This is a genomic window from Serinicoccus marinus DSM 15273 (assembly GCF_008386315.1).
In the GTDB taxonomy this organism is placed as follows: Bacteria; Actinomycetota; Actinomycetes; order Actinomycetales; family Dermatophilaceae; genus Ornithinicoccus; species Ornithinicoccus marinus.
Genome location: NZ_CP043808.1, coordinates 1,749,322 through 1,766,199, shown reverse-complemented (window position 1 = coordinate 1,766,199; position 16,878 = coordinate 1,749,322). Strand labels below are relative to the sequence as shown.

Annotated in this window: 16 protein-coding genes and 3 pseudogenes; 14 read left to right on the top strand and 5 right to left on the bottom strand. The window is 72.3% G+C overall.

Annotated elements, in window-relative coordinates; all coding sequences use genetic code 11:
• Nucleotides 1–27: 27 nt before the first annotated feature.
• From FU792_RS08330 to FU792_RS08280, 12 genes and pseudogenes are all read left to right on the top strand, one after another.
• A complete protein-coding gene (locus FU792_RS08330) occupies nucleotides 28–735 on the top strand; it encodes an ABC transporter ATP-binding protein (RefSeq protein ID WP_028130830.1) in 708 nt (235 codons plus the stop codon).
• Nucleotides 732–1,511 carry an ABC transporter permease gene (locus FU792_RS08325; RefSeq protein WP_022924038.1) on the top strand — a complete coding sequence of 260 codons (780 nt, stop codon included), beginning with the start codon at nucleotides 732–734 and terminating at the stop codon, nucleotides 1,509–1,511. The genes FU792_RS08330 and FU792_RS08325 overlap by 4 nt, the downstream gene beginning before the upstream one ends.
• A 99-nt stretch (nucleotides 1,512–1,610) precedes the next feature.
• The gene (locus FU792_RS08320; RefSeq protein ID WP_022924037.1) at nucleotides 1,611–2,414 is read left to right on the top strand and encodes a helix-turn-helix transcriptional regulator; all 804 of its coding nucleotides are present in this window, start codon (nucleotides 1,611–1,613) and stop codon (nucleotides 2,412–2,414) included.
• Nucleotides 2,415–2,487: 73 nt separating this feature from the next.
• Complete coding sequence (gene sufB, locus FU792_RS08315) at nucleotides 2,488–3,909, top strand: Fe-S cluster assembly protein SufB (RefSeq protein WP_022924036.1); 1,422 nt, start codon at nucleotides 2,488–2,490, stop codon at nucleotides 3,907–3,909.
• Nucleotides 3,909–5,123, top strand: a complete 1,215-nt coding sequence (gene sufD / locus FU792_RS08310) for a Fe-S cluster assembly protein SufD (RefSeq protein WP_022924035.1) — start codon at nucleotides 3,909–3,911, stop codon at nucleotides 5,121–5,123. The genes sufB and sufD overlap by 1 nt, the downstream gene beginning before the upstream one ends.
• The gene (locus FU792_RS08305; RefSeq protein WP_022924034.1) at nucleotides 5,120–5,446 is read left to right on the top strand and encodes a non-heme iron oxygenase ferredoxin subunit; all 327 of its coding nucleotides are present in this window, start codon (nucleotides 5,120–5,122) and stop codon (nucleotides 5,444–5,446) included. Before sufD ends, FU792_RS08305 begins: the two co-directional genes overlap by 4 nt.
• Nucleotides 5,447–5,486: 40 nt before the next feature.
• Nucleotides 5,487–6,246: pseudogene (gene sufC, locus FU792_RS08300) on the top strand (Fe-S cluster assembly ATPase SufC).
• A pseudogene (locus tag FU792_RS19195) lies at nucleotides 6,176–6,752 on the top strand (aminotransferase class V-fold PLP-dependent enzyme); the annotation flags it as partial. The pseudogenes sufC and FU792_RS19195, both read left to right, overlap by 71 nt.
• A gap of 69 nt (nucleotides 6,753–6,821) precedes the next feature.
• Entirely contained in the window at nucleotides 6,822–7,640 is an 819-nt protein-coding gene (locus FU792_RS19190) for an aminotransferase class V-fold PLP-dependent enzyme (protein ID WP_420876875.1), read from the top strand.
• Between the two features lie 25 nt (nucleotides 7,641–7,665).
• Nucleotides 7,666–7,995: pseudogene (locus tag FU792_RS08290) on the top strand (iron-sulfur cluster assembly scaffold protein); the annotation flags it as partial.
• A gap of 189 nt (nucleotides 7,996–8,184) precedes the next feature.
• Nucleotides 8,185–8,508 (top strand): metal-sulfur cluster assembly factor, encoded by a 324-nt coding sequence (locus FU792_RS08285; protein WP_022924030.1) that lies wholly within the window; start codon nucleotides 8,185–8,187, stop codon nucleotides 8,506–8,508.
• Nucleotides 8,509–8,521: 13 nt separating this feature from the next.
• A complete protein-coding gene (locus FU792_RS08280) occupies nucleotides 8,522–9,265 on the top strand; it encodes an acVLRF1 family peptidyl-tRNA hydrolase (protein ID WP_149814689.1) in 744 nt (247 codons plus the stop codon).
• A 99-nt stretch (nucleotides 9,266–9,364) separates the two neighbouring features.
• Here FU792_RS08280 and FU792_RS08275 read toward each other — a convergent pair whose 3' ends face one another.
• On the bottom strand, nucleotides 9,365–10,702 hold the full coding sequence (locus FU792_RS08275) for a dicarboxylate/amino acid:cation symporter (protein ID WP_022924029.1): 1,338 nt from the start codon (nucleotides 10,700–10,702) through the stop codon (nucleotides 9,365–9,367).
• A gap of 163 nt (nucleotides 10,703–10,865) precedes the next feature.
• Nucleotides 10,866–11,750, bottom strand: coding sequence for a KPN_02809 family neutral zinc metallopeptidase (ypfJ, locus tag FU792_RS08270; RefSeq protein ID WP_149814688.1), 885 nt, complete (start codon nucleotides 11,748–11,750; stop codon nucleotides 10,866–10,868).
• A 163-nt stretch (nucleotides 11,751–11,913) separates the two neighbouring features.
• Here ypfJ and FU792_RS08265 point away from each other — a divergent pair, with 163 nt between their 5' ends.
• Nucleotides 11,914–13,512 (top strand): ABC-F family ATP-binding cassette domain-containing protein, encoded by a 1,599-nt coding sequence (locus FU792_RS08265; protein WP_022924027.1) that lies wholly within the window; start codon nucleotides 11,914–11,916, stop codon nucleotides 13,510–13,512.
• Nucleotides 13,513–13,536: 24 nt separating this feature from the next.
• Nucleotides 13,537–15,402, top strand: a complete 1,866-nt coding sequence (locus FU792_RS08260; RefSeq protein ID WP_022924026.1) for an ABC transporter ATP-binding protein — start codon at nucleotides 13,537–13,539, stop codon at nucleotides 15,400–15,402.
• 15 nt (nucleotides 15,403–15,417) lie between these two features.
• Here the strand turns inward: FU792_RS08260 and FU792_RS08255 are convergent, their stop codons facing one another.
• The 3 genes from FU792_RS08255 to FU792_RS08245 are packed head-to-tail and all read right to left on the bottom strand — an operon-like array spanning nucleotide 15,418 to nucleotide 16,854.
• A complete protein-coding gene (locus tag FU792_RS08255) occupies nucleotides 15,418–16,215 on the bottom strand; it encodes an SURF1 family cytochrome oxidase biogenesis protein (protein ID WP_161600228.1) in 798 nt (265 codons plus the stop codon).
• 10 nt (nucleotides 16,216–16,225) lie between these two features.
• The gene (locus tag FU792_RS08250; protein WP_022924024.1) at nucleotides 16,226–16,450 is read right to left on the bottom strand and encodes a hypothetical protein; all 225 of its coding nucleotides are present in this window, start codon (nucleotides 16,448–16,450) and stop codon (nucleotides 16,226–16,228) included.
• Nucleotides 16,447–16,854, bottom strand: coding sequence for a DUF3099 domain-containing protein (locus FU792_RS08245; protein WP_022924023.1), 408 nt, complete (start codon nucleotides 16,852–16,854; stop codon nucleotides 16,447–16,449). Before FU792_RS08245 ends, FU792_RS08250 begins: the two co-directional genes overlap by 4 nt.
• Nucleotides 16,855–16,878 lie beyond the last annotated feature (24 nt).

Below are 16,878 nucleotides of genomic sequence, written 5' to 3'. Positions count from 1 at the left end.
CGTCGCGACCACCCAGGCACGCCGGCGGTGTCGCTGCAGCAGGTGACGCGACGGTTCGGCGCCACCCAGGCGCTCGACGGCCTCACGCTCGAGGCTCGTGCGGGCGAGGTCACCTGCGTCCTGGGCCCGAACGGGGCGGGCAAGACCACCGCCGTCGAGATCGCCGTCGGGCTCCAGCGCGCGGACGCGGGGACGGTGCGGGTGCTGGGACAGGACCCGTGGGGCGCGGATGCCGACCACCGGGCCCGCGTCGGGGTCATGCTGCAGGACGGCGGTCTGCCCCAGGCCGTCACCCCGACGACGCTGCTGCGCCACCTGGCGCGGCTCTGGGCCGACCCGGTCGACGTGGCTGAGCTCGTCGACCGGCTCGAGCTGGGGGACGCCGCCCGGAGGCCGGTGCGCCGGCTCTCCGGCGGCCAGCGGCAGCGGGTCGCCCTGGCCGCGGCCCTGGTGGGTCGGCCCGAGGTGGCCTTCCTGGACGAGCCGACCGCCGGCCTGGACCCGCACGCGCGGCGCGAGGTGCACCGCCTCGTCGCCGGGATCGCGCGGGACGGCGCGGCGGTCGTGGTGACGACCCACTCCTTCGACGAGGCCGAGCGGCTGGCCGACCACGTCGTGGTCGTCGTCGCCGGCCAGGTCGCCGAGCGGGGCGGCGTGCCGGACATCTGCCGCCGCAGCGGGACGGGCAGCCTGGAGGACGCCTACTTCGTGCTGACCGACGGGGCGCTGCGATGAGCACCGAGGCGGCCCCGCGACCGAGCGCACCGGCAGCCCCGGCGGCGCGCGTGCTCGCGCAGGCCCGTTTCGAGGCCGCCGGGCTGCTGCGGCACGGCGAGCAGCTCCTCGTCTCCGTCGTCCTGCCCGTGCTCGCCCTGCTCGGGCTGTCCCTCCTGACCTCGCCCGACGTCGCGGTGGGACCGTGGGCCGGGCAGGAGCGCATCGACGTGCTCACCCCCGGCGTCCTCGCCCTCACCGTGCTGTCGACCGCCTTCACCGGCCAGGCCATCCTGCTGGGCTTCGAGCGCCGGTGGGGTGTCCTGCGCCTGCTCGGCACCACCCCGCTGGGACGGGGAGGTCTGCTCCTGGCCAAGGCGCTGTCGGTCCTCGCGGTGCTGTGCCTGCAGCTGGGTGTCGTCGCCGCGGTGGGGCTGGCCCTGGGGTGGCGGCCGGACCTCGCCGGTCTCGCCCCGGCCGTGGTGGCCGTGGTGCTGGGGGTGCTGGCGCTCGTGACGCTCGCCGCCTGCCTCGGTGGCGCGCTGCGGGCCGAGGCGGTGCTGGCCCTGGCCAACCTCGTCTGGGTCCTGCTCGCGGGGTTCGGCGGGATCGTGCTGCCCGCGTCGGCGCTGCCCGGCCAGGCCGTCGTCTCGCTGCTGCCGACGGCCGCGCTCGGGGAGGCCCTGCGGGCGGCCCTGGTCGTGGGAGAGTGGGACCCGCGGGCGATGCTGCTCCTCGCGGTCTGGGCGGTCCTCGGCGGGCTGCTCGCGCGGCGCCTGCTGCGCTGGTCGGACTGACCGCCGCCCGGCCCCGCGGCCGGTCTCCCGGGACCGCTGCGGTGAGGGTCGCCTTGCTTGGCAGCGCCGTGCGCAATAGGTCACACTGACATGGTGAATATGGCGCAGGACCCCGCGATGGCGGAGGTGCACGACGAGTCCCGCACCCGGGATCGCGTGCGTCGCGCCGTGGGGGAGCAGGCGCCGGTGACGGCCAGCGTCCTGGCCAAGGACCTGGGCCTGACCCCGGCAGCCGTCCGACGCCACCTCGACGCGCTCGAGGACGCCGGTCTCATCGCCGAGCACGACGGACCCCTGCCGGGTCCGCGCGGCCGGGGCCGCCCCGCCCGCGCCTACGTGCTGACCACGCTGGGCCAGGAGCAGTTCCGGACCCGCTACGACGGCGTCGCCAACGCCGCCCTGCACTACCTCGCCGAGCGGGCCGGCGCGCCCGAGGTGGAGAACTTCGCCGAGGCCCAGATCGCCGAGCTCGAGCAGCGCCTGCGCGCCACGGTCGATCAGGAGCTCGCGGCCGGCGGCACCGACGACCTGCAGGCCCGGACCGCGGCGCTGGCCAAGGCGCTCTCCGCCGAGGGGTATGCCGCGTCCACCCGGCCGGTGGGCGAGGGCACCGGGCTCGCCGGGCTGCAGCTGTGCCAGGGGCACTGCCCGGTCCGGGAGGTCGCCGTCGAGTTCCCGCAGTTCTGCGAGGCAGAGACCAAGGCCATCGCGCGGATCCTCGACGTGCACGTCCAGCGGCTCGCCACCCTGGCGGGCGGCGAGCACGTCTGCACCACCTTCGTCCCGACCGGTGCGCTGGGGTCGGCCCCGCCGACCGCCGCCGAGCGCGCCAGCGCACCACCCTTCGTCCTGCGCCGCGAGCCCCGGTCCGACACCGGACCCGGCCCGCACGACGGGGACTGATCGACATCGATGGCCCACCGACCACCACGCATACCCAGATCCCGCCCCAGATTCGCCGACGAGAGGACGTGACATGAGCACCAACATCGAGGAGCTCAACCCAGGCCTGAAGGACCTGGGCAAGTACGAGTACGGCTGGGCAGACCGCGACGACGCCGGTGCCTCGGCGAAGCGCGGGCTCTCCGAGGAGGTCGTCCGCGACATCTCCGACAAGAAGAGCGAGCCCGCCTGGATGCTGGAGCAGCGGCTCAAGGCGCTGCGCCTGTTCGACAAGAAGCCGATGCCGCACTGGGGTGCTGACCTCTCGGAGATCGACTTCGACAACATCAAGTACTTCGTGAAGTCGACCGAGAAGCAGGCCACCAGCTGGGAGGACCTGCCCGAGGACATCCGCAACACCTACGACCGGCTCGGCATCCCCGAGGCCGAGAAGCAGCGTCTCGTCGCCGGCGTCGCCGCGCAGTACGAGTCCGAGGTCGTCTACCACCAGATCCGCGAGGACCTGGAGGAGAAGGGCGTCCTCTTCCTCGACACCGACACCGCGCTGCGCGAGCACGGCGACCTGTTCCGCGAGTACTTCGGCTCGGTCATCCCGGCCGGCGACAACAAGTTCTCCGCGCTCAACACCGCGGTCTGGTCCGGCGGGTCGTTCATCTACGTCCCCAAGGGTGTCCACGTCGACATCCCGCTGCAGGCCTACTTCCGGATCAACACCGAGAACATGGGCCAGTTCGAGCGCACGTTGATCATCGCCGACGAGGGGTCCTCGGTCCACTACGTCGAGGGCTGCACCGCGCCGATCTACAAGACCGACAGCCTGCACAGCGCGGTCGTCGAGATCGTGGTGAAGAAGAACGCCAAGGTGCGCTACACCACGATCCAGAACTGGTCCAACAACGTCTACAACCTGGTCACCAAGCGCGCGACCTGCGCCGAGGGCGCGACCATGGAGTGGATCGACGGCAACATCGGCTCCAAGGTGACGATGAAGTACCCCGCCGTCTTCCTGCTCGGCGAGCACGCCAAGGGCGAGACCCTCTCCGTCGCCTTCGCCGGCGAGGGCCAGCACCAGGACGCGGGCTCCAAGATGGTGCACGCCGCGCCGCACACCTCCTCGACCATCGTGAGCAAGTCGGTGGCCCGCGGTGGCGGACGTTCGTCCTACCGCGGCCTGGTCCAGATCAACGAGGGCTCGCACCACAGCAAGTCCTCCGTCGTCTGCGACGCGCTCCTCGTCGACCAGATCTCCCGGTCCGACACCTACCCCTACGTCGACGTCCGCGAGGACGACGTCCAGATGGGCCACGAGGCGACCGTCTCCAAGGTGTCCGAGGACCAGATGTTCTACCTCATGTCCCGAGGCATGTCCGAGACCGAGGCCATGGCCATGATCGTGCGCGGCTTCGTCGAGCCGATCGCGCGCGAGCTGCCCATGGAGTACGCCCTCGAGCTCAACCGACTCATCGAGCTGCAGATGGAAGGAGCCGTCGGCTGATGTCTCTTCTTGTCGACGACAAGACTCATCAGGACCCCCAGGGCCAGATCGGCGGGGACCACCGCATACCCGACCAGTCCCGTGCCGCGCGCACCCGGTCCTTCGACGTGGACGCCTTCGGCATCCCCACCGGGCGCGAGGAGGAGTGGCGCTTCACCCCGGTCGACCGGCTCGGAGGTGTCTTCAGCGACACCGCCACCGACGACCGGGACGGCGACCCCGCCGCGGACTTCGCGGTGCGGGCGCCGGAGGGCGTGAGCACCGCCACGCTGGCACCGGGCCAGGCGCCGCGCGGCACCGTGCTGGTCCCCGAGGACCGCGGCGCGGCCGTCGCCTCCGCCAACACCACCGAGGCGCTGCACGTCAAGATCGCCGCCGAGGCCGAGCTCACCGAGCCCGCCCGCGTCGACATCGCGGGCCAGGGCGCCGGGCGCCGGAGCAACGCGCACGTCGTGCTCGAGGCCGGCCGGCACAGCACGGCGCTGGTCATCCTCGACCACACCGGCGCGGCGGACCACACCGGCAACCTCGAGGTCCTCGTCGGCGACGGCGCGAACCTCACCGTGGTCTCGTTGCAGCGCTGGGACGACGAGGCGCTGCACCTCGCCCAGCACGAGGCGCTGGTGGGTCGCGACGCGACCTACAAGCACATCGCGGTCTCCATCGGCGGCGGCATCGTGCGGATGAACTCCAACGTCCGGTATGCCGGGCCCGGCGGTGACGCGACGCTGCTCGGCGTCTACTTCTCCGACGCCGGCCAGCACCTGGAGCACCGCTCGTTCGTCGACCACAACGCGCCGCGGTGCACCTCGCTGGTGACCTACAAGGGTGCGCTGCAGGGCGAGACGGCCCGGACCGTGTGGGTCGGCGACGTGCTCATCCGCGCCGAGGCCGAGGGCATCGACACCTACGAGCTCAACCGCAACCTCGTGCTCACCGACGGCGCCCGCGCCGACTCGGTCCCCAACCTGGAGATCGAGACCGGCGACATCGAGGGGGCCGGCCACGCCAGCTCCACCGGCCGGTTCGACGACGAGCAGCTGTTCTACCTCATGTCCCGCGGCATCACCGAGGACCAGGCCCGTCGTCTCGTCGTGCGCGGCTTCTTCGCCGACATCATCGCCAAGATCGGTGTCCCCGAGGTCGTGGACACCCTCATGGAGGCGATCGAGGAGGAGCTCTCGCTCACCATGGGGAGGACCCCCGCCGCATGAGCGAGCCCGTCCGTGTCTGCTCGGTCGACGAGCTGCCCTCCGAGGTGGGGGCGGTCGTCGCCGAGATCGAGGGTCGTCGGGTGGCCATCGCCCGGGACAGCGCGGGCGACCTGCACGCCTTCGACGACACCTGCAGCCATGCCAACGTCAGCCTCGCCGAGGGCGAGATCGAGGGCCAGCACATCGAGTGCTGGCTGCACGGCTCGCAGTTCGACATGACCACGGGCGAGCCGGTCCAGCTGCCGGCGACCGTCCCGATCGCCGTGCACCAGCTCGAGGTCGACGACGAGGGCGGCGTCCACGTCACCCTCGCCGGCAGCTGACCGGCACACCCCCTTTCCCATCCTTTCGACAAGGAGAACGATGACCACCCTGGAGATCAAGAACCTGCAGGTCAGCGTCGAGACCGAGGACTCCGCCAAGGAGATCCTGCGCGGTGTCGACCTGACCATCAACTCCGGCGAGACGCACGCCATCATGGGCCCCAACGGCTCCGGCAAGTCCACGCTGGCCTACGCCATCGCCGGCCACCCGAAGTACACCGTGACCGGCGGCCAGGTGCTGCTGGACGGTGAGGACGTCCTGGCGATGGGCGTCGACGAGCGGGCGCAGGCGGGGCTCTTCCTCGCGATGCAGTACCCCGTCGAGGTGCCGGGTGTCACGGTGTCCAACTTCCTGCGGACGGCCAAGACCTCCATCGACGGCGAGGCCCCAAGCTGCGCCACTGGGTTAAGGACGTCAAGGTCGCCATGGAGTCGCTGCGCATGGACCCGGCGTTCGCCGAGCGCAACGTCAACGAGGGCTTCTCCGGTGGTGAGAAGAAGCGCCACGAGATCCTGCAGATGGAGCTCATCGAGCCCAAGATCGCGATCCTCGACGAGACCGACTCCGGTCTGGACGTCGACGCGCTCAAGGTCGTCTCCGAGGCGTCAACCGGGTCAAGGACAAGACCGGTCTCGGCGTCATGCTCATCACGCACTACACCCGGATCCTGCGCTACATCCAGCCGGACTACGTGCACGTGTTCGTCAACGGCCGCGTGGCCGAGTCAGGTGGCAGTGACCTCGCCGACCGGCTCGAGGAGGAGGGTTACGACCGCTTCCTCACCGCCGCCGGCGCCTGAGGGAGCGAGGAGAGACGGGTATGACGTCAGGACGGCCGACCGCCGCACCCCCGAGCGAGGTGGAGATCGCCCGCATCAGGGCGGCTTCCCCCTGCTCGGACGCACGGTGCGTGGCGGCCGTCCGCTCGTCTACCTCGACAGCGGGGCCACCTCGCAGAAGCCGAGCGTGGTGCTCGACGCCGAGCGTGACTTCTACGAGCAGCACAACGCCGCCGTGCACCGTGGTGCGCCAACTCGCGGAGGAGGCGACCGACGCCTTCGAGGCGGCGCGCGAGACCGTGGCGCGGTTCCTCGGTGCGGACGCCGGTGAGGTCGTCTTCACCAAGAACGGCACCGAGGGTCTCAACCTGCTGGCCTACGCCTTCTCCAAACGCCGCCGCCCCCGGCGCACTGGACGGCGCGACCCGGGGTGGGCGCAGCGGCTGCGCCTCGGACCCGGGGACGAGGTCGTCGTCACCGAGATGGAGCACCACGCCAACCTCGTGCCCTGGCAGGAGCTGTGCCGCCGCACCGGCGCCACGCTGCGGTGGATCGGGGTGACCGACGACGGCGAGCTCGACGTCCGGACGGACACTATGCCCGGGCAGGGAGCGGGCGACCGGCACCCCGTGCGTCCGAGGTCATCACCGAGCGGACCAAGGTCGTGGCCTGACGCACGTCTCGAACGTGCCTCGGCACCCTCAACGACCTCGGCCCCGACTCGCCGTCGTCGCCGCGGCCCGGGCCGTCGGTGCCCTCGTCGTCGTCGACGCTGCCAGTCGGCGCCGCACCTGGACATCACCGACCTCACCGCCGAGGGGTCCGGCATCGACGCCCTGGTCTTCACCGGCCACAAGACGCTCGGCCCGAGCGGCGTCGGCGTGCTCTGGGCGCGGCGCGGCCTGCTCGAGGCTATGCCGCCCTTCCTCACCGGCGGCTCGATGATCGAGGTCGTCCGGATGGAGGGCTCCACGTATGCGGCGCCACCGGCGAGGTTCGAGGCCGGGGTCCCCATGGCCGCGCAGGCGGTCGGTCTCGCCGCCGGCCTGGACTACCTCACCGAGACGGGCCTGGACCTGGTCCACGCCCACGACCAGCAGCTCATGGGGCATACCCTCGACCTGCTCGCCGACCGGCCCTGGGTCCGCGTGCTCGGCCCAGAGCGCGCCTCCCGCCGGGTCGGCGCGGTGGCCTTCGTCGTGGACGGCGTGCACCCGCACGACGTGGGCCAGGTGCTGGACGACTCCGGCGTCGCGGTCCGGACCGGGCACCACTGCGCCTGGCCGCTGCACCGCCGGCTCCGGGTGCCCGCCTCGACCCGCGCGAGCTTCGGGGTCTACACCACGCTGGAGGAGATCGACGCCTTCGCCGAGGCGCTCGACCGGGTGCCGGGCATCTTCGGGATGACCGGGTGACGACGATGACGGAGACGGACCGCTGATGGACCTGTACGGCGAGCTCATCCTCGACCACGCCAAGCGGCCGCAGCACGCCGGGCTGCGGGAGCCGTACGACGTCGAGGTCAATCACGTCAACCCGACCTGCGGCGACGAGATCAGCCTGCGGGTGCACCTCGAGACCGTCACCGGCGGTGCCGACGACGGTCGGCTGCTGCTGCGCGACGTGTCCTACGACGCGCTCGGCTGCTCCATCTCGGTCGCCTCGGCCTCCGTCCTCGCCGAGGAGTCGCTCGGCCGGCCGGTCGAGGAGACCCTGACCACCTACCGCCACCTGCACGCCATGCTCACGAGCAAGGGCCAGGACCAGGGCGACCCCGAGCAGATCGGTGACGCCGTGGCCTTCGCCGGTGTCGCGAAGTACCCCGCCGCGTCAAGTGCGCCTTGCTGCCCTGGACCGCCTACCTCGACGCCCTCGCGCGCGCCGGTGCCGACATCTCCGCGGCCAGCGGCCACGGCGACGGCGCCGCGACCTGACCGGACCACCTACCCTGGAGGGATCATGACGACCACCACCCCGCCCAACGTCGCCGATGTCGAAGAGGCCCTGCGCGACGTCGTGGACCCCGAGCTCGGCATCAACGTCGTCGACCTCGGCCTGGTCTACGGCGTCACCGTGGACGCCGCGAGCCACGCGGTCATCGACATGACGCTGACCTCCGCCGCCTGCCCGCTGACCGACGTCATCGAGGACCAGGTCGCCCAGAGCCTGGAGGGTCTGGTGGCCAGCCACCGGATCAACTGGGTCTGGATGCCGCCGTGGGGCCCGGACAAGATCACCGAGGACGGTCGCGAGCAGCTGCGCGCCCTCGGCTTCAACGTCTGAGCCCGCACCGCCGATGAGCCCGACCCACCCGGTCGAGGTCGCCCCCGAGCGCCTCGACGGGTGGGTCGCGCGGTTCACCGCCTCGCACGGGGAGGTCACCAGGTCGGTCGCGCAGCGTGACCGGGCGGGGGCCTCCCCGTCGACGTGCCTGCACCTGGCTGCTGCCGACGGGTCGTGGGCGCGCCTCACCGGGTGGCAGGAGGCAGACCTCGCAGCGGGGCTGGCCGGCTTCGCGGCCCCGCCGCCGCTCCTCGTGCTGCTCGTGCGCCGGGGTGGGTATGCCGTAGCGCTCGTCTCCGCGAGCGGCGACCTGGTCGCCCACAAGGTGGGGACCAGGCACGTGCAGTCCCGCACCGCCGCCGGGGGCTGGAGCCAGCAGCGCTACGCCCGCCGACGGGGCCACCAGGCCGACGCGCTCGTCGAGGCCGTGGTCGGGCATACCGCCCGGCTGCTGCACCCGCCGTCCCCCTCCGACCGCCCCCACGGTGCGCGCCGAGCGGCCGCGCCGCCTGCGTCGACCGACCGCACGCTCAGCGCCCTCGATCTCGGCGGGCTGGTGCTGGGTGGCGACCGGTCGCTCATCGCCGGGGTGATGTCAGCGATCGAGGACGGTCCGAGCCTGCCGGCGTGCACCCGCAACCATCTGGCCGTGCTCCCGCGCCGCGAGCTCTACGACCTGCCCGACCCCCGCCGCTCGGTGCTCGACGACGCCGTCCGGCGGGGCCGCGCGGTGCTCATGGAGGTCCACAACGCCTGACCTGCCGACCGAGCGTCGTTCGTGGTTGGCCTGGGCGCCAGCGAGCGTCGCTCGTGGTTGGGCAGAGCAACCACAGGCGACGCCCGGTGGGGGGAGGGGTCAGGCGGTGGCGGCTGCGTCCTCGCGGTCGGCAGCGTCGTCGGCCCAGGGCAGACCGCGACGGTCACCGTTGTAGGCGTCCTCGTCGAGGATGCCCTCGCGCTTGGCGACGATCGTCGGCACCAGCGCCTGGCCGGTGACGTTGGTCGCGGTGCGGCCCATGTCGAGGATCGGGTCGACGGCCAGCAGCAGACCCACGCCCTCCAGCGGCAGGCCGAGGGTGGACAGCGTCAGGGTGAGCATCACGGTCGCACCGGTGACGCCGGCGGTGGCGGCGGAGCCGAGGACGGACACCATCGCGATGAGCAGGTAGTCGGTGACCCCCAGCTGCACGCCGAAGAACTGCGCGACGAAGATGGCGGCGATCGCTGGGTAGACCGCGGCGCAGCCGTCCATCTTGGTGGTCGCGCCCAGCGGCACCGCGAAGGAGGAGTAGGCGCGGGGCACACCGAGGTTGCGCTCGGTCACCGCCTGGGTCACGGGCAGCGTGCCGATGGAGGAGCGCGACACGAAGGCGAGCTGCATCGCCGGCCAGGCGCCGGTGAAGAACTGCTTCACCGAGAGGCCGTGCAGGCGCAGCAGCACGGGGTAGAGCACACCCACCACGATGAGCAGGCCCGCGTAGACGGCGAGGGTGAACCGGCCCAGCGAGCCGATGGTCTCCCAGCCGTAGGAGACGATCGCGTTGCCCAGCAGCCCCACGGTGGCGATCGGCGCGAGCAGGATGACCCACCACAGCACCTTCTGCACCACGGTCAGCGCGGAGCGGGTGAAGGCGAGGAAGGGGTCCGCCTCCTTGCCGACCTTGACCACGGCGATGCCGACGGCGATCGCGAGGACGAGGATCTGCAGCACGTTGAAGCTCAGGCTGACGCCGTCGTCGCCCTCGCGGGCGTAGATGCCCAGCGAGTTCGCGGGGATGAGCCCGGTGAGGAAGTCGAGCCACCCGCCGGTGCTGGACGGGGCGGCGGCGTCGGCCGCGGTGACGCCCGCCCCCTGTGCCGGGTCGACCAGCCAGCCGATGGTCATGCCGATGGACACCGAGACCAGCGCGGTGATGGCGAACCAGAGGAGCGTCTGCCAGGCCAGCCGCGCGGCGTTGGTGACCTCGCGCAGGTTGGCGATCGAGGACACGATCGCGAGGAAGACCAGCGGCGGCACGATGGTCCGCAGCAGGGTGACGAAGGAGGAGCCGATGATCGACAGCGTCTCGGACAGCCACGTGGGGTTGTCGGCGCTGGCGCCGGTGGAGCGGGCGACGAGGCCGAGGACGACTCCGAGCACCAGGCCGATGAGCACCTGGGTGCCGAAGGAGACCCGGCGGAGGCGGGACAGCACGAGAAGGACCTTCCGTTGCAGGGACAGGAGCGAGGGCCGCGACCGTGCGGCGGGTCCACGACAGGACCATGGGGCCGGCACGCGGTATACCGTCGCGCCGGGACCTCACATCCCAACAGGAGGTTATGCCCGGACTATTCCTGGGCGGAGGCTGTGACCTCGCTCACCCCTGGTAGTCCTCGACGCTCCCGGCGTTGAGGGTGTCGCACTGGTTGGCGTCCCCGGACTCGTAGCCGCGCATGAACCAGCCCATCCGCTGCTCCGAGCTGCCGTGGCTCCAGGTGTGCGGGGTGACCTGTCCCTGCATCTGCTCCTGGATCGAGTCGTCCCCGACGGCCGAGGCGGCCGAGAGCGCCGACTCGACGTCCTCGCGGCTCAGCTCCTCCAGCAGCAGCTGGCCCTCCTCGTCCTGGGTCCGCGAGGCGTTGCCGGCCCACGCCCCCGCGAAGCAGTCCGCCTGCAGCTCGACGCGCACCGCGCCGGACTCCGGGCCACGTGGGTCCTGCTGGGAGTACTGCAGGGCGCCGGTGTAGTTCTGGGTGTGGTGGCCGTACTCGTGCGCGAGGACGTACATCTGGCTGAAGTTGCCGCCGTCCGCGCCGAGCTGGCCCTCGAGCTGGTTGAAGAAGCTGGTGTCCAGGTAGATGCGTCGGTCCAGCGGGCAGTAGAACGGGCCGACCGCGCTGGTGGCCCCGCCGCACTGGGTCTGCACCGATCCGGAGAAGAGGATGGCGTTCGTCGGGTCGGCGTCCGGGAGGACGGCGGTCCAGTAGTCCTCGAGCGAGACCATCGTCGCCCGCATCCGGCAGTCGACGTCGGCGTTGGCGTCCGCCCCCGTCTGGCACTCCGCGAGGTCGACGTTCTCCGCCTGGGAGGCCTGCTGCTCCTGGCCGCCGCCCAGGACCTGCCCCGGGTCCCCGCCGAGGAGCATGACGACGAGCGCCAGGACGAGGGCACCGAGGCCACCTCCGACCGCGACACCGCCACCGCCGCCACCACCGCGGCTCGCGCGGCCGCTGCCGATGTTGGCGTTCTCCCTGAAGGTCATCGGTGCTGCCTCTCGGTGGGTGCGTGCCGGTCGGGTGACCGGCGCCTAGCGCGTAGACTAGCCATGCGGCCCCGGAGGTGTAGCCGACGCACCCGGGCGAGCCGCAGACCCGTTCCCTGCAGCGCCCGTCGTCGTGCTGCCGTCCGCCCGTGGAGGAGTGCCCGTGATCAGCGCCGCCGGTGTCGAGATCCGTGTCGGCTCCCGCCTCCTCATGGAGGACGTGACCTTCCGTGTCGGGGCCGGGGACCGCGTCGGCCTGGTCGGGCGCAACGGCGCCGGCAAGACGACGCTGACCCGGATGCTCTCGGGGGAGGGGCAGCCCGCCGCGGGCACCATCACGAGCACCGGCGAGATCGGCTACCTCCCGCAGGATCCACGCACCGGCGACCTGGAGGTGCTGGGGCGCGACCGGATCCTGTCGGCCCGCGGCCTGGACGAGGTCATCCGCGGGCTGCGCGCCGCCGAGGAGACGATGGCCAGCGCCGAGGAGGAGGCACGCGACCGGGCGATGGCGCGGTATACCCGGCTCGAGGCCGAGTTCACCTCCCGCGGGGGGTATGCCGCCGAGTCCGAGGCGGCGTCGATCGCGAGCAGCCTGGGGCTGCCGGACCGGGTCCTGGGGCAGCCGCTGGCCACGCTCTCCGGCGGACAGCGGCGGCGTATCGAGCTGGCCCGCATCCTCTTCTCCGGCGCCGACACCCTGCTGCTCGACGAGCCGACGAACCACCTCGACGCCGACTCCGTCGTCTGGCTGCGCGAGCACCTCAAGGCGCACACCGGCGGGCTCATGGTGATCTCGCACGACGTCGAGCTCATCGAGACCGTCGTCAACAAGGTCTTCTACCTCGACGCCAACCGACAGGTGATGGACGTCTACAACATGGGCTGGAAGGCCTACCTCGCCCAGCGCGAGGCCGACGAGCGGCGACGGCACCGGGAGCGCGCCAACACCGAGAAGAAGGCCGCCGCGCTGCTCGCGCAGGCGGACAAGATGCGGGCCAAGGCCACCAAGGCCGTCGCGGCGCAGAACATGGCGCGCCGCGCCGAGCGGATGATGGCCGGGCTCGAGGGGGAGCGGCAGGCCGACCGGGTCGCCAAGCTGCGCTTCCCGACGCCGGCCTCCTGCGGCCGCACCCCGCTCACCGCGCAGAGCCTGTCCCGCTCCTACGGCAGCCTGGAGATCTTCACCGACGTCGACCTCGCCGTCGACCGCGGCTCCAAGGTCGTCGTGCTGGGCCTCAACGGCGCCGGCAAGACCACGCTGCTCCGGCTCCTGGCGGGCATCGACGCCCCGGACACGGGGGCGGTCGAGCCGGGGCACGGGCTCAAGATCGGCTACTACGCCCAGGAGCACGAGACGCTCGACGTGCGGCGCACGGTGCTGGAGAACATGAAGTCGGCGGCGCCCGACCTGGACGAGACCGAGACCCGCAAGGTCCTGGGCTCCTTCCTCTTCTCCGGCGACGACGTCGACAAGCCGGCCGGCGTGCTCTCCGGCGGCGAGAAGACCCGGCTCGCGCTGGCCATCCTCGTCGTCTCCGCCGCCAACGTGCTGCTCCTGGACGAGCCCACCAACAACCTCGACCCTGCCTCGCGGGAAGAGGTCCTCGCCGCGCTGCGTTCCTACCAAGGTGCCGTGGTCCTCGTCAGTCACGACGAGGGCGCGGTGCAGGCGCTCGAACCGGAGCGGGTCCTGCTGCTCCCGGACGGGGTGGAGGACCTCTGGGGGCGCGACTACGAGGAACTCATCGCCCTGGCCTGAGGGCGGGTCAGGAGACCACCACCGATGACCGTCGGCCTGCGCGGAGGCACCTTCCGCAGCTTCGCCAAGGACCAGTCCGTCAAGGACCACCGGATCGGCCGCGACACCGCACGCCGCGTCGCCGGCTACGGCCGCCCGTTCCTGGGCAGGATCGTGGTCTACCTGCTGCTGACCGTGCTCGCCGGCGGCCTGGTCACGGTCGTCCCGCTGCTGCTGGGCCGGATCATCGACCAGGGTGTCGAGGTGGGGGACCGCGACGTCGTGGTCCGGCTCGCGTTGCTCGTCGCCGGGCTCGCCGTCGTCGAGGCGGTCGTGACGGTGGTCATCCGGTGGTTCGGCTCGCGGATCGGCGAGGGGCTGATCTACAACCTGCGCCGCGAGGTCTTCGCGCACGTGCTGCGCCAGCCGATCGCCTTCTTCACCCGCGCGCAGACCGGCGCCCTCGTCTCCCGGCTCAACAGCGACGTCATCGGGGCGCAGACGGCCTTCACCTCGATCCTGTCCGGCTTCGTCTCCAGCCTGGTGCAGCTCGCGCTCATCCTCGTCGCGCTGTTCTCGATGAGCTGGCAGATCACGCTGCTCGCGCTGCTGCTCGTGCCGATCTTCCTCGTCCCGGCGCGCTTCATGGGCGCGCGCCTCTCCGCGCTCACCCGCAGGCAGATGGCGCTCAACGCAGACATGCAGGCACGGATGACCGAGCGCTTCAACGTCGGGGGGGCGCTGCTGGTGCGCCTCTTCGGCCGCCCGGCCACCGAGGACGAGGAGTATGCCGAGCGCGCCGCCGGGGTGCGCGACTCCGGCGTGTCGATCGCCGTCAACCGGGTCTTCTTCATGGCGGCGCTCGGCCTCGTGGCGGCGCTGGCGACGGCGCTGGTCTACGGGCTCGGCGGGCTCATGACCATCGCCGGCCAGCTGACCACCGGCACCCTGGTCGCGATGTCCGTGCTCCTCACCCGGATGTACGGCCCGCTCACGTCGCTGTCGAACGTGCGGGTGGACATCATGACCGCGCTGGTCAGCTTCGAGCGGATCTTCGAGGTCCTCGACCTGCGCCCGCTGGTGCAGGAGGCCGAGCAGCCCGTCGCCATCCCCGCCGGCCCGGTCGGCATCGAGCTGTCCGGCGTCGCCTTCTCCTACCCCGAGGCGGAGGAGGTCTCGATCGCCTCGCTGGAGCAGCGGCCGGAGGCGGAGACCCACGACGGCGACGGGCATACCGTGCTCCGCGGGATCGACGCGACGATCCCCGCCGGCTCGATGGTCGCCCTCGTCGGACCCTCCGGCGCGGGCAAGACGACCCTGACCACCCTGGTCACCCGTCTCTACGACCCCACCGCGGGCAGCGTGCGCATCGGCGGCGTGGACCTGCGCGAGGTCTCCTTCGACTCGCTGCGGGACACGGTGGGGGTCGTCACCCAGGAGGCGCACATGTTCAACGACACGGTGCGCGCCAACCTGCGCTACGCCCGCCCGGAGGCCTCCGAGACGCAGATCTGGCACGCGCTGGAGGGTGCCCGCATCGCCGACCTCGTGCGCCGGCTGCCGGACGGGCTGGACACCGTGGTCGGGGACCGCGGGCACCGGCTCTCTGGTGGTGAGAAGCAGCGCCTCGCCATCGCCCGGCTGCTGCTCAAGTCGCCCGCGGTGGTCGTGCTCGACGAGGCCACCGCCCACCTCGACAGCGAGTCGGAGGCCGCCGTGCAGCGGGCGCTGGACGAGGCGCTGCACGGGCGCACCTCGATCGTCGTCGCGCACCGGCTGTCCACGGTGCGGGACGCCGACCTCATCCTCGTCCTGGAGGACGGCCAGGTGGTGCAGCGGGGCACCCACGAGCAGCTGCTCGCCGAGGGTGGGCTGTATGCCGCGCTCCACCGCACGCAGTTCCGCACCTGAGTCGCTGCCGTCGCCTCAGGCGTCCTCCTCGTCCCAGATCCGGACCTTCTTCTCCCGGCGGCCATGTGCGGGGGTGGTCGTCGTCGCGCTCCGGGTCACGAGTCCCTCGTCCTGCGCCTGCCGACGCGCCATGACGAGCACCAGGAGCACCCCCACCGGCACGGTCAGCCACCACTGCAGGGCGTAGGCCAGGTGGGCGCCGAGGCCGGTGTCGGGGGCCTCGCGCTGCTCCGGCCGCGTCGTGGCGGGCGGCTCCTCGGACTCCAGCACGAGGTAGGCGCCGCGCGGCTCCAGTCCGGTGGCCTCGGCCAGCCCGTCGAGCGTGACCGAGCCGAGCTGCCCGGCCACCGGGTCCAGGCCGAGGTCGGGTTCGGAGGGCAGCAGCCAGCCGGTCACCGTCACTTCACCGGCAGGCGCCTCCGGGACGTCCGGGAGCTGCGCGGCGGTGGCGGCGTTGGGCACCCAGCCGCGGTCCACCGCCAGCACCGTGCCGTCGTCCAGCCGCAGCGGCACCAGCACCTCGTAGCCGTAGACGCCCTGGTGCGGCCGGTTCCGGACCAGGTGCTGCTCGGCGGACAGGTAGGTCCCGGTGGCGCGTACCCGGCTCCAGCGCTGCCCGGCCCCGAGGTCGGAGCCCACGGGGAGCACCGCGTCCACCGGTGCCGGGTCGCCGCCGTAGTTGGCCTCGACGACAGCACGTCGCTCGACCTTGCTCTCGTGCCGCTGCCACTGCCAGGCACCGAGGCCGGCGGTGACGACCCCGAAGACGACGGCGAGGACGAGATAGCCGAGCCAGCGCGGCCGGCGTAGCACCTGCCACACCTCAGCCGTCCGCCTCGGTCAGCTCCTCGACCGCCAGGACCTCGAGGAGGAAGCCGCGCACCTGGACGAAGTCGCGCAGGTGGTCCCGGTGGTCCTCGCAGGCGAGCCACACCTTGCGCCGGTCCGGCGCGTGCAACCGCGGGTTGCGCCACACGACCGCGTGCGCGGCGGCACGACGGCACGCCTTGGCGCTGCAGACGAGCTGGCCGGTGGCCGCCCCCGTCACGGCGCGTCGGCGTCGCTGCGGGTATGCCTGCTGCTGAGCACCTCGCCGGTCAGCACGGTGTCGGCGCTCCCCGGCCGCGGTGCGGGCCGCGTCGGTGGGGCGCCCAGGCCCCGGGTGGGGGAGCGCGGCGCCTCGCCGGGTGCGCGTCGCTGGTCGACCGCGTTGGCGAGCATGACGGCGAAGGCGGGAATGAGGGCGGCGAGGGCCACGGCCACCCAGGCGATGGCATACCGCTCGGTCATGAAGGCCCACACCGCCACCGGGAAGGACGCCGTGCGCACCCCCATCGCCAGGAGGTACTGCCACATCCGGCGCCGCCGGTCCTCCTCCACCGACCGCCTCGCGGCGGTCACCGCCTGGGCGGGACGCCGCGCCTTGCCGGTCGTGGTCGAGGTGCTGGGCACCCCTCCAGGATACGGCTACGGTGG

Bases quoted from the DNA above. Each gene is read 5' to 3' on its own strand.
- FU792_RS08320 (WP_022924037.1), top strand. From the start codon at position 1,611: ATGGCGCAGGACCCCGCGATGGCGGAGGTGCACGACGAGTCCCGCACC.
- sufD (WP_022924035.1), top strand. From the start codon at position 3,909: ATGTCTCTTCTTGTCGACGACAAGACTCATCAGGACCCCCAGGGCCAG.
- FU792_RS08305 (WP_022924034.1), top strand. From the start codon at position 5,120: ATGAGCGAGCCCGTCCGTGTCTGCTCGGTCGACGAGCTGCCCTCCGAG.
- FU792_RS08285 (WP_022924030.1), top strand. From the start codon at position 8,185: ATGACGACCACCACCCCGCCCAACGTCGCCGATGTCGAAGAGGCCCTG.
- FU792_RS08280 (WP_149814689.1), top strand. From the start codon at position 8,522: ATGAGCCCGACCCACCCGGTCGAGGTCGCCCCCGAGCGCCTCGACGGG.
- FU792_RS08260 (WP_022924026.1), top strand. From the start codon at position 13,537: ATGACCGTCGGCCTGCGCGGAGGCACCTTCCGCAGCTTCGCCAAGGAC.
- FU792_RS08325 (WP_022924038.1), top strand. From the start codon at position 732: ATGAGCACCGAGGCGGCCCCGCGACCGAGCGCACCGGCAGCCCCGGCG.
- FU792_RS19190 (WP_420876875.1), top strand. From the start codon at position 6,822: ATGCCCGGGCAGGGAGCGGGCGACCGGCACCCCGTGCGTCCGAGGTCA.
- sufB (WP_022924036.1), top strand. From the start codon at position 2,488: ATGAGCACCAACATCGAGGAGCTCAACCCAGGCCTGAAGGACCTGGGC.
- ypfJ (WP_149814688.1), bottom strand. From the start codon at position 11,750: ATGACCTTCAGGGAGAACGCCAACATCGGCAGCGGCCGCGCGAGCCGC.